This window comes from Chitinophaga sp. 180180018-3, assembly GCF_037893185.1.
Lineage (GTDB): Bacteria > Bacteroidota > Bacteroidia > Chitinophagales > Chitinophagaceae > Chitinophaga.
The window spans coordinates 3,644,202-3,658,635 of sequence record NZ_CP140772.1 but is presented as its reverse complement, the minus strand read 5'-3'; the positions used below and the strand labels follow the sequence as shown (position 1 = coordinate 3,658,635).

Below are 14,434 nucleotides of genomic sequence, written 5' to 3'. Positions count from 1 at the left end.
ATCTCTTTTGTAAACGCTTGTAATATCAACAACATGAAATACAGACTATCTGTCAACATAATATTTACATGCGCCCTGCTGGTACTGAGCATCCTGCCTGTGTGCCTGCAAGCTCAGCATGCATCTGCCGTTCTGAGAGGCAGGGTAGTGGATCAGTATAATAAGCCCCTGCCTGGAATTGCCGTCAATTCCCAAAGTGGCAGGAACGGTACTTCCACGAATGATAAAGGAGAGTATACGTTACTGGTAGATGACAACAGCGAACGGCTTACTTTCCAGGCCCGGGGCTATGTCAGGCAATCCGTTAAAATTGCAGGAGAAGAGCTTCCTGTGGTAGTATTACAGCCGGATGTACATCAGCAGGAAGAAGTGGTGCAGCTGGGCTATAGCAGCCAGCTGAGAAAAGAAGTGACCGGCGCTGTTGCCACCGTAAGTGGCGAGGTGCTGGAACGCTCACCAGTAGCTAACCTGACGCAAACATTGCCCGGAAGGCTACCCGGACTAACTACCCTCGAGGTATCTTCAGAACTCTCCCGATCTACTACTAACCTGTATATAAGAGGATTATCATCCGGCCGCAACAACGGCCCGCTCGTTGTTATAGATGGTATTCCTACACCTTATCACAGCAATGAAACACTGGAATACATTTCTGCCAGCGAAATTGAATCCATTTCTATACTGAAAGATGCCTCTACGGAAGCCTTGTATGGTATACAGGGCGCCAGCGGCGTGATGGTAATAACTACAAAAAAAGGTACCAAAGGGAAGCTGAGAGTAAATGTCAGGATGGATCAATCATTCCAGCAGGTGAGTACCAAACCTACCATGTACAGTTCCGCCGATTATGCGATGATGCGCAACCAGGCCGCTGTTAACGATGGGCTGGGAGATCATTATCTCTTCTCCCAAAAACAAATCGATGGCTTTAAATCCGGCAGCGACAGAAACGCATATCCCAACAACAACTGGTACGATCGCTATTTTAATGAGATGGCTTCCATGCAAAGGGTAGCAGTTAACCTGTCGGCCGGAAGTGACCGGGTACTGTTCTTTTCCAACATCAACGTCATGCATCAGGGAGGTCAGTTCAATACAGACCAGCCAAAGTATAACCCCAATGCCAACAACATCTGGGTAAATTACCGTAGTAATCTCGATATCACTCTTAATAAATACATCAAAGGATTCCTTCGTTTAGGCGGTAACGTTAAAAGAGAACGCACGCCAGGTCCGGGTAATGCCGCGGTATATGGCAGCATGTTCCTGCTGCCGCCTACTATGTATGGCCCGCTGACTCCCCCGGTAACCGATCCGTCGTCAGGAAAAATTACCGATCCGGGTGGTCAGGTGATTACTACCGATAAAGTAAGCGATCCCACTTTCGGTATGTTGAACCGCACCGGGTATTATCGTCATACTGTTACTAATATCTACTCACAGGTAGGGCTAAACGTAGATCTCAGCTTCTTGACAAAAGGACTTAGCCTGCTGGGTACATTTGCTTATCAAACCAATTCTGTAGGTAGCCTCGGTACCACGCAGGATTATGAGCGATATGTGAATACAGGCACTGATGGCGCATTACAGTTCGTAAAGAAAGGTTCAAACAATAATATACCCCTGGGTTATAGCAAAAGCGCCCTTTATTATTACCATCTCACTTACAACGCCATGCTTAATTATAAGCGTGAGTTCAACCGTCATAACATCAGCGCCCTGGGCTATATGTTCTATCAGAACCTGAGTACCGCAGATGTTACGCCTCCCGGCCTCTTGCCCTACAACAGGGTGAACTCCGGTGCAGAAGTGGCTTACAACTATGATAACCGCTATTTCCTGAAACTGGATGCAGGCTATTCCGGATCCGAACAGTATCCCCGTGCTAACCGTTATGTAGCTACGCCGGCAGTATCAGCAGGATGGAACATCACGAACGAGCACTTCATGGAAAACCTGCATTGGTTAAGTCTGCTGAAATTACGGGCTTCCTGGGGCCAGACCGGCAACGACCAAACCGGCCTCGATCGCTATGCCTACCTCGATAATGTGAGCGTTAACGGCGGCGGGCCAATAGGCTACCTGCAATATGTTATACACGAAAATAAACTCGGTAACCCCGATATCCGCGCGGAAATTTCTACCAAACAAAACGCTGGTATCGATATCGGACTCTTTAACGCTATCACCATTTCGGCGGATCTCTTCAAAGAACGTATGACTAACATGGTGGTAGCTTCCGGCGATGCGATACCTTCTTATGTGGGAATACCCGCCACCACATTCCCGGGTACCAATTCCGGGGTGTTCGAAAACAAAGGATTCGAAGTGGCGCTGAACTTTGCAAAGAGCCTTAACCGCGATGTAGATATTTCCCTGGGTGGCCAGCTGAGCTACCAGAAGAATATGGTGATCAGCGCCAACGAAGCTATCAGATCCGCAGATTACGCTTATCGTAAACGTAAAGAGGGCTTTTCTGTAGGGCAGGAATTTGGTTACCTGGTAGATTACAGTAAAGGCAACGGATTCTTCAACTCCGCCGATGAAATTACCCAGAGCGGACTTACCTACAAGGGTATGGCTGCAGTAAGGGCAGGGGATCTGAGATATAAGGATCTGAACGGCGACCATGTTATCGACGACCGGGATAAGGCCCCTGTCGGTAACGGAATGCTGCCGCGCAGCGTGTACGCTATCAGTGGAGGCGTGCGCTATAAGGCTTTCAACCTCAACTTCCTGTTCCAGGGTATTGGAAGTTTCTCTTCCATTTATAGTGGTCCCGGTGTAACTGAAACTGACTATGATGGCGTATTCGGCGCACTGCACGCAAATGCCTGGACGCCCGAAAGATACAGCCAGCACCTGCCAATCAGCTACCCTGCACTGTCGCTCGCAAAAACCGTTAATCAGGAAAGCAACGATTTCTTTAGCTATAACCGCTCGTATCTCCGGTTGAAGAATGTAGAAATCGTATATACGTTACCGTCATTCATAGCAAAACGTATCACGGCAGATTATATTAAAATAATCGCCAGCGGCCAGAATCTCATCACCTGGGATCATATGAAATCGCACGACTTTGGTCCGGAAGGTAGCGGCTTTACAGGCTTCCCTGTTTATAAAGTCTATAATATCGGTATCAGTGTTGGTTTTTAACTCAATTAACTTTTTGGTATGAAAAGATATATTATCATATTACTGGCTGCCGTTGGACTGTTTGCCTGTCAGAAGCAACTGGATCTGCCCAGCGATGGCCGTATCACGCTCAACGATGTATTCAATGATTACGACCGGGTAAGAGGATATCTCAACTCGTGCTATGGCTATTGCCCGGCTCCTTATATGGATCGCGCTTATTATACGGATGAGGCACAGGATGCGGACGACAACACGTCGAACTCAAAATCGAGCAGCTGGTACAGCGGCGGTGTTTCTCCGCAAAACTACAGCAGCATATCGATGGATGGCAGCCCCTGGGGCAGCCTGTATGAAGGGATCCGCAAATGCAACTATTTCCTCGCGAATATCGGTGCTTCCAAAACACTCGCCTCTGATGCGGAAAAAAACTCCTGGATTGCGCAGGCACATGTGTTACGCGCTTTGTATTACCTGCAGCTGATCAAACGCTATGGCGGCGTGCCGTTATTCGACAAGCCACTGGAGCTGAAGCATGATTATTCGAAAGACAGCCGGGCCAGCTTCAGTGCTATCGTTACTTTCATTCTCAAAGACTGCGACTCTGCATTGATGGTGCCTGCGGTGAAGCCGGGCTTTCCCTGGAATATCTACGATAACCAGTACGGCATCATGTCGCGTGCAGTAGCATATGCGATCAGGTCGGAAGCGGTAACCTATGCTGCCAGCCCGTTGTGGACGGATGGTACCTACGATTGGGATAAAGCAAAAGCCATCACTGCGGAGGCGCTGTCGCAATGCCTGGCAAACGACTACAAACTGTTCGATGAACAGCCTGCGCCCACGGTTGCACAGAACGGCTACGCGCTGTATCATTTCATTACTTCCAACGATCAACGTAGCCGCGATAAGGAAACCATCCTGCAGGTAGGAAACCAGATGCAGGTCTGGAAAAATGCAGGTCTCCCCAGCACGCCGGGCGTAGATCACGCAGGACCCAATCCTACACAGGATATGGTAGATAAGTATGAAATGGCAAATGGTCTGCCAGCTGTGCTCGGATACAATGATGCAGCTCACCTGTCGCCCATCATCAACCCTGCTTCGGGCTATAACCCCGATAGTCCGTATGTTGGCCGTGATCCCCGTTTCTATGCTTCTATCTACTATAATGATGCATTACGTTTCCTCGATCAACCCAATGGGCAGAAGGTACAAACCTTCGTAAATGGCGCAGATGGAATTTCCGCTACTAACCGTAAAAATACCCGTACCGGTTATTATCTCCGGAAATTCAACAACTTCCAGTCGGGCCAGAACAACGACGCCGACGGCGCCATCCGCCTGTTCCGCCTCGCAGAACTATATCTGAATTTTGCAGAGGCAGCGTACCAGTCAGTGGGCCCGGATGTGGCAGTTACTGTTGGCAGCTTCTCCATGAGTGCCCGCGATGCTGTTAGTGCCGTACGTGCCCGGGCAGGTATGCCGGCATTCCCCGCCGGTATGCCGAAAGCTGATTTCGAAAAGAAATACCGCAACGAACGCGCCGTGGAACTGGCCTTTGAAGAACATCGCTTCTTTGACGTACGCCGCTGGAAAATATTAAGCCAGACAGATAAATTTGTAACCGGTATGCGCATCACTAAAAACGGAACAACGTTAACGTATACACGTTTTAAATTTACTGATCGTGCTTCCGCTGCTGACAAGTACCTGATGTATCCGATTGACCAGACAGAGATCAATAAAATATTCCAGTTCACCGGCAAAAGCTGGCAGAACCCGGGCTGGGGAGATTAAAAACAGTCTTTAGCCTTTAGCTTTTTAGCCTTTAGTTTACTATTACGCAATAGTAAACTAAAGGCTAAAAAGCTAAAGGCTAAAGATTATCTTAGTAGTAAACGTATCGTCGAATCATGCTTAAAAAGTCGATTTCAATTTTATTGCTATGCCTGGTGGTTATACTGGCGCATGGCGAAAAGAGGCCGCAGCAGATGTGTTCTGTGCGGCCTGCCCATTTACGTTGCGAATACCTGGTGAACCCTACCGGTATTGATGAAGTACATCCCCGCCTGAGCTGGGTGCTGGATGCTACTGATCAGAAAGCTTTTGCCCAGCAGCAAACGGCCTGGCGTGTGCTGGTAGCCGCTACCAAAGAGGAGCTGGCGCAAAATAAAGGTACGCTGTGGAATTCAGGCTGGATGAATGCTGATGAGATGCAGCAGATAGTATACGACGGGCAGCCATTGCAATCTGACCAGGTTTGTTACTGGAAGGTGGCGGTGAAAGATGAACAGGGAAGGGTGTCCGACTGGAGCCCGATTGCATCCTGGAGCATGGGAATGCTGGAACCTGCTGAGTGGAAAGCAGACTGGATAGGTACGGATGAAATATTTGATCCGCATCAGCGCGACTGTAATATCTCAGATCCCTGGCTGAGAAAAACTTTTGTATTAACATCGAAGCCGTCGAAGGCAAATATCTTTATTGCTTCTGTAGGTTTTCACGAATTATATGTAAATGGCAGGAAGATAGGAGATGATGTGATGGCGCCTGCGGTAACAGACTATACCAAACGTGCGCGATATGTGGCGTATGATATTGCAGGGGCTTTACAACCCGGCAAAAATGTGATCGTGATCTGGCTGGGCACCTCCTGGTCGATATTCGGACCTTATATCACACCGGGCAAACCACAAACGCCTATCGTAACGGCGCAGGCAGCCATTTATAACAAAGGTGCTGCCACGCCGGCCATGCTGCTGAAAACGGATGCATCCTGGATCACACATCCAAGCCCCGGCAAGCTGTTGGGTGTATGGGATTCCAACCGCATGGGTGGCGAATTGTGGGACGCTACAAAGGAAATCAGCAACTGGAACACCGGCAGCTGCGATGAAAGCACCTGGCGGCCCGTTACCGTATATCATCCTCCCCTGAAACTCTCTGCCCAGATGACGGAAAGAAACCGCCTGTTCACTGAAATCAAGCCGGTGGCGATCGAAGCCCGTCCGGATGGCAGTTATCGTGTAGACATGGGCGTTAATTTCGCCGGCTGGACCAGCGTGGAACTACATGGCCAACCGGGCGACACCATCGGGTTTCAGTATTCGGAACGCCGGCAGATGGATATGACCTTCGGACTGCATAGCACCTATATTATCGGCGCTTCCGGCAAAGGCACGTTCAGGAACCGTTTCAACTACAGCTCCGGCAGATGGGTTACGATACACGGACTGAAATACAAACCAACGTTAACGGATATACGCGGATGGCAGGTACGTACTGCTTATGAGCCGGCAGCTACGTTTACCTGCCAGGATCCGCTGCAGAACTGGATCTACGACCGGGTACGCTGGACTTACGAAAACCTGTCACTGGGAGGCTACGTGGTCGACTGTCCGCAACGGGAACGCCTGGGCTACGGTGGCGATGCACACGCTACCTGCGAAACCGGCATGTTCAATTACCATATGGGTGCTTTCTATACCAAATGGATGCAGGACTGGCGGGATGTGCAGGGAACAGAGTCGGTGGTAGGAAATATGTACGACACCACCTGGGCCCATAAGGGAATCATGAGCGGTCGTCATCTTCATAAAGGCATATTACCACATACTGCCCCTACTTATATGGGCGGCGGAGGCCCCGCCTGGGGCGGTATTTGCGTGTCGCTGCCCTGGTTCCTTTACCAACAGGAAGGAGATACGCGTATACTTGAAACGAATTTTGAGATGATCAGCAACTGGCTGGCCTTCCTGGATACAGCAACCAAAGATGGACTGCTGCAGCGTTTCGGCGGTCATTGGGATTTCCTGGGCGACTGGCTCTGGCCGGGAGCTACCGCCGAAGGTATGAATAACGATAAAGTACAAACGCTTTGCCTGAACAGCTGCTATCGTGTATTTAACCTCCGTACTGCCGCGAAAATTGCGCATGCGCTGGGTAAAAACAAAGAGGCCCGGAAATGGGAAGAACAGGCAGCCGAAGCCAGCGATGCTATCAACGCACGGTTCTATAATCCCGGCGATCACAGCTATTCCGACAGCTCTATGGCTAATATGGCAGCGGCATTGCTGGCCGAAGTTCCCCGTGGCGATCAGCGCGAAGCGGTGATGAAACGGCTGGAGCATGAAATACTCGTGGTGAGAAAAGGGCACATTCATGTAGGCATCACCGGTGGCGCACTGTTATTCCGGCTGCTAAGGGATGAAGGTCGCGATGACCTGATCTACAGCATGACGTCTCAAACTACTTATCCGGGCTGGGGTTACATGAAAGCCAACGATGCTACCACCATATGGGAGATGTGGGAGAAAGACCTGCCAGGGCATTCCCTGTTACATAGCTCCTTTCTTTATCCCGGCGCCTGGTATATCAACGGGCTTTCGGGTATACGTCGCGATCCCCGCTCTGACAAGGGGTTCCGGAATTTCATTGTTCGCCCGCCCGTGTTGAACTCGCCGGAGCTGACCTGGGCAAAAGCTTCTTTTGAATCTTCTGCAGGTACCATCCGTTCTGCCTGGAAAAGGGAAAATGGAAAACTGTCGCTGGAAGTGACGGTGCCTCCTAACTGTACGGCCGAGCTGGAATTGCCGTCAGCGGCTGCTGGGAGGGTCACAGAATCAAGTGGGTATATGAAGCGGAAAAGTGAGCGCAACGGCTTTGCCGTGTTTAAACTTCCCGCAGGAAATTATCATATCAGCGCTATGTAATTATGCATGCTGCCGGTGGGCTTTCTCCGTCTCCGGCAGCTTTACTGCTTTCACGATCCAGGGTAAACTAATCCCTTGTCCAATTAACGTGAATAACACGACCACGACCGCAATAAAAATGATGGCATTACGCTCCTGAAACGGGTGATCATTGTCGAGCGTCAGCGGCATGCCTATGGCAATAGCCAACGACACAATGCCGCGCATACCCGACCAGCCGATGATAAGACTGTTCTTGAAATCGAGCAGTGCGTTTTCCGTGATCCTGCCTCTGCCTTTCCGGAAGGCCTGTTCCAGGTTGATCTGTTGCAGAAAGATCCTGCCCATACGCAACACCAGTGCTACCACGGTGATCAGCAGGCCATAGCCGATATACGGCAGTATCATGTTATGGTCGATGCTTTTTATGACAAAAGGAAATTCCAGCCCGATGAGAATGAAAATAAGTCCGTTCAGCAGAAAGATGATAATATCCCAGATGGACCTGGACTGCATTTTCAGTTTCTCCGGGAACACTTTGTTGCTCAGTCTGGCTGTCATAATCCCCAATACCACCACTGCAATCACACCGGAAACATGCAGCTCCTCTGCCAGCAGGTAGGTGACAAAAGGCATCAGCAATACAAAACTAATGGTAACCATATCATTCCTGAGCACCTTTAGCAGGATGGCTGAAAGCACCTTGCTGGCTAAAGCGCCTATGAAAACGCCGCCTGCCATGAGTACGATGAACTCAAAACTGGCCTTCCAGAAAACGAAGGCTGTACCTGTTGCAGCCGCAATGGCAAAGCGGTAGGTAACCAGGGCGGAGGCATCGTTGATAAGGCTTTCGCCTTCCAGTATGGTAATGGTTTTGTGCGATAATCCCAGGCCTTTGGTGATGCTCATGGCGGCAACAGCATCTGTGGCCGACAGGATTGCGCCCAGCACAAAGGCCAGGGGCCAGGTCATGCCCGGAATCAGGTAATGAGCTACGATAGCAATGGCTGCTGCGGTGATAAACACAAGGCCTATCGCCAGTGTGCCGATAGTATTGAAGTTGGTTCTGAATTCTTTAGGGGAGATATTAAAAGCGGCATCAAATAATAATGGTGGCAGAAACAGGAGAAATATTACTTCCGGATTTAAGGAGATCACAGGCAGATTGGGAATGAAACCTATTCCTATACCGGCGGAAATCAGCAGCACCGGGTAGGGGAGCCGTATTTTATCGGCCAGAGCCGACAAAATAATCATAATGGCCAGGATAAAAATAATGATGCTATAGTTCTCCATATATAGATTTACATACAAATGTATATCTTTATGGAAGACCTACTGCTATGAAATTACGACCTGTCTATACCTATCCTTGCTTTTTTTGCCCGTATAACTGGCATCAGGAAGCCTTACTCAAACGTTGTTCCCTCCACTTAACAAACATAATATGATACGCAAACTCCCAGTACAAATGATTTTCAAGCATTTCCAGCAACAGCATTTTGCTCGTAGCAGCATCACGGCCGGCGCTTTTAATGTGCTCATACCTGGCAAGCTGCTCATGTAAACCGGATTCCATCATTTTCAGCAGGTCAGGGAAGGCATCAAGATGCATGCTGGTAATATGTCTGCCTTTAGGCGTTCTTTTCAGCTCCTGTATCTTTCCCGGGGTTAATTCGGGCATCTTAATTCCTTGGATATCAGTTATTTTTCTCGTGTTCATGACGGGTTTCGTTTAAGAAGGAAAATGTCTCCTATAATGATTAGAGTAAATACTGAACCCGGGGTTACAAAAAAGATGAAAAAATTTGTAACTTTTTTTTCAACTATTCATCCAATACACATACACATGAATTCAACTGTATTATCAGAACGTGAGATAGACAATGATTTAGTAAACCAGGTATTAGCCGGTGATAAGCGGCAATTCGAGCCACTGATGCGGCGGCACAACGCCAGGTTATTCAGATTGGGGATGGCTATCCTGGATAATGATGCTGATGTGGAAGACATGATGCAAACCACTTACATCAATGCCTACCAGCATTTGGATAAGTTCAGGCAGGAGGCGGCATTTGGTACCTGGCTGCAAAGGATTATGATCAATGAATGCAGCCAGCATCTGAAAAAACGTAAACGTATGGCACAGGAAGACGTTACCGTGCTGGAGGGCCATCACCCGTCGGGGCAGTCCGCGGGAAGGGAAACTCCGGAGGCAAGAGTAATCGACAAGGAGCTTGGGAAAGCGCTGGAAACAGCGCTGCTGAATCTGCCGGAAAAATACCGGCTGGTGTTCATGCTGCGCGATATGGAAGGACTGACTGTTGGTGAAACCGCTCGTATGCTGGATATCTCCTCCGTAAATGTGAAAGTACGGCATATACGCGCCCGCCTTGCACTCAGAGGAAAAATCTCAGACTACTACAAAAACGACCTGGTATTCCCATTCCACCTGGTACGTTGCGACAGGATAGTGAACCACGTACTGGAACACCTGGGAATCAAATAAGAATTAAGAATATAGAATTAAGAAATAGAGCGAAGAACGTAGCGGCTAATGGATTATTCATCTCATTAATCGCTACGTTCTTCGCTCTATTTCTTAATTCTATATTCTTAATTAATTCGTAATTCTTTCGTAGTGCAAACAAACCACTCCTGAACTGAACGCTTTGCTGGTGATTAATTTCAGCTTTACTTTTTCCGTAATACCCTTGAACATCGGATTACCGTCGCCCAATAATATAGGATTTACAAACAGCCAGAATTCATCTATCAGCTGGTGCTCCATCAACGAATGTACTGCGCCAGGACTTCCGAATAGTACAATTTCACCACCAGGCTGTTGTTTCAGGGCTTTTATATTTTCCACCACATCCCCGCTTCCGAAGAACCTGGTTTTATCTTTCTTTGCGTCTTTTAAGGTATCAGACAACACTATTTTTTCAACCCTCTTATACCAGGCGGAATGTTCCCTTTCATGTTTGCCCGCGCCTGGCTGGTCTGCAGCGGTAGGCCAGTAAGCATCCATCATCTCCCAGGTTACCCGGCCATACACGGCGGTATCCGCCACATTGGTCCTGTCACCGGCGTAGTCGAATATTTCATCATCTACATGTATCCAGTTCATCTCATTTTTTGTAGTTGCAGTAAAACCATCAAGGGAGATATGCATAAAGGAAATGACTTTTCTCATATCAGTATGTTTAAGGTTTTGAGAGTAATTTGACTGTTATATTAAGATTACATAGCAAACATACTATCTAAACCGTATTCAACAAAGGGGAGAAAATGACAAATGGAGGGGAGATTCCGACAGCCCTGCCATTGGCTCACTCATTTCTGTAAATGGCTCATCAGCGCTTTTTTTACGGCGTTTCAAGTCGGATTTTTGGGCCACAATGTTGCTTAAAATGAAAAAATATCTTTTTGCCTGCATCCTGCTGGCCTTCATGGGTTGTAAAAAGGGAGATATAGGCCCACAAGGGCCTCAGGGCAATGCGAATGTTACTATTTATACTTTTGGCTCACAAACTTTCACAGTACAACTAGACCTGACCCTGAATAATATTTCAACCGGTAAAATGGATTCCAGCCTGGTGCTCGTTTATTACAATCCTGTTCGCGAAGCTGCTACCGCCTGGTATCCGGTACCGGGCGCCGGTCCTGGTACTATGTATCAGACCCGTTTTTTTACGTATCAGGTCTCAATAGACCCCAGCAATTACCGGTTGAGTATCAGGGCATTTCAAGCAGCTGGAAGCGATTACGGATTTCCGTTGACATTCAGAAAAATCAGGGTCATTATTGCACCCGCAGCAGCCATTATTCCAGGCGCCAGAATGAGCAGCAGCCAGCCTGTTGATTATAATGATTATTACGCAGTACTACGTTATTATCATCTTTCTGAATAAAAGTAAATAAAAAAGACCTTAGCGATTATCATTATCTGCTAAGGTCTTCGCGTTATTTCGTAATTCTTACTTCGTAATTCTCTTCACTACTTCCGCTCCAATCGCTTCTGTGCCCAGGATCTTCTCAGCAGGAGTCTGTGCATCAGCGATATCGCGGGTACGGAAACCTGCTTTCAGTACCTGGTCTACTGCATTGATCACTGCTGCTGATTCGGCTTTCATCCCAAAGGAGATATCGAGCAGCAGGGCAGCCGATAAAATAGAGGCCAGCGGATTTGCTACGCCTTTACCGGTGATATCGTGGGCAGAGCCGTGTATAGGCTCATAAACGCCGGTACCATCGCCAACAGAAGCGGATGCCAGCATACCCATAGAACCTGCAATCTGAGAAGCTTCATCCGTCAGGATATCGCCGAACAGGTTGGCGGTCACTACTACATCAAAACGGCGCGGATCCTTGATCAGCAACATCGCAGTGGCATCTACAAACTGATGTTCCACCTCAACGTCCGGATACTCCGGCGCAATCTTCTGGATGACTTCCCTCCACAATCTGGAGGTTTCAATTACGTTGGCTTTATCTACGGAGCAGAGTTTCTTTCTACGTGTTCTCGCGGCTTCAAATGCTTTACGCGCGATACGTTCTACTTCATAACGACTGTATTCCGCGATGTCGAAAGCGGTGTCGCCACCATTCTTTCTTCCTTTCTCTCCAAAATAAATATCCCCGGTAAGCTCACGGAAAAACAGGATATCCGCTCCCTTAAGGATCTCTGGCTTGATGCTGGACGCACCGAGCAATTCATCAAACAGTTTGATAGGGCGGAGGTTTGCATATAAGCCAAGCTCCTTGCGCATTTTCAGCAGGCCTTGCTCTGGTCTTACTTTCGCAGAGGGATCGTTGTCGTATTTAGGATGACCTACAGCTCCGAATAATACGGCGTCTGATTTACGCATTTTTTCGAGCGACTCATCCGGCAAAGGATTGCCGGTTGCTTCAATCGCCACGTGTCCGATCAGCGCTTCGTCATAAGTAAATGTATGTCCGAACTTTTCTGCAATCACGTCCAGTACTTGTTTGCCTACTGCTGTTACTTCCTGGCCGATTCCGTCTCCCGGAACGACTAAAATATGTTTGGTTGCCATGCTGTTGTTATTGATAGTTTAAATCAGGTTAAGCATTTTCTGGGTAGCCTTGATAGCGGATACCGTCTGATCGCTGTCGAGGCCCCTGGTCTTGAACTCCTTATTATGGTGGCTCCAGGTGATAATAGTTTCACATAACGCATCACTCTTACCACCAGGCGGAATTCGTACGGCGTAGTCCGTTAGTGCCGGCAGTTCCCGCTTCAGCTTTTTATAGAGTTTCTTCAGCGCATTCATGAAGGCATCGTATTGTCCGTCGCCCTGCGAATGCTCTTCGTATATTTCTCCCTCTATAGATATCTTCAGCGCTACCGCCGGGTTCAGGTTCTTGGAATGCGTGAGCACATAATTTTCTATCTTCACTTTCTCATCAATCCTGTTACTGTCCAGCACATCGGAGATAATATAAGGAAGATCCGCCTGTGTGAGTACTTCTTTCCGGTCGCCCAGTTCAATGATCCGTTGCGTTACTTTTTTCAGATCGGGGTCGGATAATTTAATACCCAGTTGCGCCAGATTGTTTTCGATGTTCGCTTTGCCACTGGTTTTTCCCAACGCATATTTACGCTGACGGCCAAAGCGTTCCGGCATCAGGTCGCTGAAATAAAGTTTGTTCTTTTTATCGCCATCTGCATGAATACCGGCAGTTTGTGTAAACACGTTTTCACCCACAATCGGTTTGTTGGCGGGGATGCGGAAACCGGAAAAGGTTTCCACCAGTTTGCTGACGGTATACAAAGATGTTTCTGCAACAGATGTTTTCACCGAAGGCAGGAAATCGTTCAGCACAGCAATAGCGCTGGCCAGTGAAGCGTTACCGGCTCGTTCGCCCATACCATTGATGGTCAGGTGAACACCGTGTGCGCCCGCCTTTACACCTTCCAGTACATTGGCGGTTCCGAGATCGTAATCGTTGTGTGCATGAAAATCGAAATGACTTTTCGGATAGCGGGCAACGATAGTGCTGATGAATTCCTTTACTTCATCGGGAGTGAGCACTCCGAGCGTATCGGGCAGCATGATCCTTTTCACCGGTTGCTGCTGCAGGAAATCGAGGTACTGAAATACGTAATCCGGAGAATGGCGCATACCATTGCTCCAGTCTTCCAGGTATACATTACACTCCAGCCCTTTCTTTTTGGCAAGAGCCACTACTGCGGCAACGTCCGCGAAATGCTCTTCCGGCTTCTTTTTTAGCTGATGGGTGAGGTGATTCAATGAACCTTTGGTAAGCAGGTTCATTACTTTGGCGCCTGCCTGTAACATCCATTCAACAGATACTTCTCCGTCAACGAAAGTAAGTACTTCCACGCGGTTCAGCAGGCCGTTGGCTTTCGCCCATTTGGTGATGGATTTTACAGCAGCAAATTCGCCTTCGGACACACGTGCAGAGGCAATTTCAATCCTGTCTACTTTTACTTCTGTGAGTAAAAGCTGTGCGATAGTTAATTTTTCAGATGGTGAAAAAGACACTCCGCTGGTTTGTTCACCGTCGCGGAGTGTTGTGTCCATTATTTCAACGTGGCGCTGGGTCACTGGCATAAT

Annotated in this window: 10 protein-coding genes; 5 read left to right on the top strand and 5 right to left on the bottom strand. The window is 48.3% G+C overall.

Annotated features, from left to right (window positions below; genetic code table 11):
• The first annotated feature begins 33 nt into the window (after positions 1–33).
• From UNH61_RS14450 to UNH61_RS14440, 3 genes are all read left to right on the top strand, one after another.
• Positions 34–3,156, top strand: a complete 3,123-nt coding sequence (locus tag UNH61_RS14450; protein ID WP_326992659.1) for a SusC/RagA family TonB-linked outer membrane protein — start codon at positions 34–36, stop codon at positions 3,154–3,156.
• 18 nt (positions 3,157–3,174) lie between these two features.
• A complete protein-coding gene (locus UNH61_RS14445; RefSeq protein ID WP_326992658.1) occupies positions 3,175–4,935 on the top strand; it encodes a RagB/SusD family nutrient uptake outer membrane protein in 1,761 nt (586 codons plus the stop codon).
• Positions 4,936–5,051: 116 nt separating this feature from the next.
• Complete coding sequence (locus UNH61_RS14440; RefSeq protein ID WP_326992657.1) at positions 5,052–7,850, top strand: family 78 glycoside hydrolase catalytic domain; 2,799 nt, start codon at positions 5,052–5,054, stop codon at positions 7,848–7,850.
• Here the strand turns inward: UNH61_RS14440 and UNH61_RS14435 are convergent, their stop codons facing one another.
• Both UNH61_RS14435 and UNH61_RS14430 read right to left on the bottom strand, forming a co-directional pair.
• Positions 7,851–9,125, bottom strand: a complete 1,275-nt coding sequence (locus tag UNH61_RS14435; RefSeq protein ID WP_326992656.1) for a Na+/H+ antiporter — start codon at positions 9,123–9,125, stop codon at positions 7,851–7,853. It lies immediately after the preceding gene.
• A 103-nt stretch (positions 9,126–9,228) separates the two neighbouring features.
• Positions 9,229–9,552 carry a hypothetical protein gene (locus UNH61_RS14430; protein ID WP_339071222.1) on the bottom strand — a complete coding sequence of 108 codons (324 nt, stop codon included), beginning with the start codon at positions 9,550–9,552 and terminating at the stop codon, positions 9,229–9,231.
• Positions 9,553–9,678: 126 nt separating this feature from the next.
• On the opposite strand from UNH61_RS14430, the gene UNH61_RS14425 reads away from it, so the two are divergent.
• On the top strand, positions 9,679–10,338 hold the full coding sequence (locus UNH61_RS14425) for an RNA polymerase sigma factor (protein WP_326992654.1): 660 nt from the start codon (positions 9,679–9,681) through the stop codon (positions 10,336–10,338).
• Between the two features lie 111 nt (positions 10,339–10,449).
• Here UNH61_RS14425 and UNH61_RS14420 read toward each other — a convergent pair whose 3' ends face one another.
• Positions 10,450–11,025: a dihydrofolate reductase family protein gene (locus tag UNH61_RS14420; protein WP_326992653.1), complete on the bottom strand. Its 576-nt coding sequence runs from the start codon at positions 11,023–11,025 to the stop codon at positions 10,450–10,452.
• 217 nt (positions 11,026–11,242) lie between these two features.
• On the opposite strand from UNH61_RS14420, the gene UNH61_RS14415 reads away from it, so the two are divergent.
• Complete coding sequence (locus UNH61_RS14415; protein ID WP_326992652.1) at positions 11,243–11,743, top strand: hypothetical protein; 501 nt, start codon at positions 11,243–11,245, stop codon at positions 11,741–11,743.
• Between the two features lie 66 nt (positions 11,744–11,809).
• Here the strand turns inward: UNH61_RS14415 and leuB are convergent, their stop codons facing one another.
• Positions 11,810–12,889: a 3-isopropylmalate dehydrogenase gene (leuB, locus tag UNH61_RS14410; protein WP_326992651.1), complete on the bottom strand. Its 1,080-nt coding sequence runs from the start codon at positions 12,887–12,889 to the stop codon at positions 11,810–11,812.
• 18 nt (positions 12,890–12,907) lie between these two features.
• A complete protein-coding gene (locus UNH61_RS14405; RefSeq protein WP_326992650.1) occupies positions 12,908–14,431 on the bottom strand; it encodes an alpha-isopropylmalate synthase regulatory domain-containing protein in 1,524 nt (507 codons plus the stop codon).
• Between the last annotated feature and the right edge of the window lie 3 nt (positions 14,432–14,434).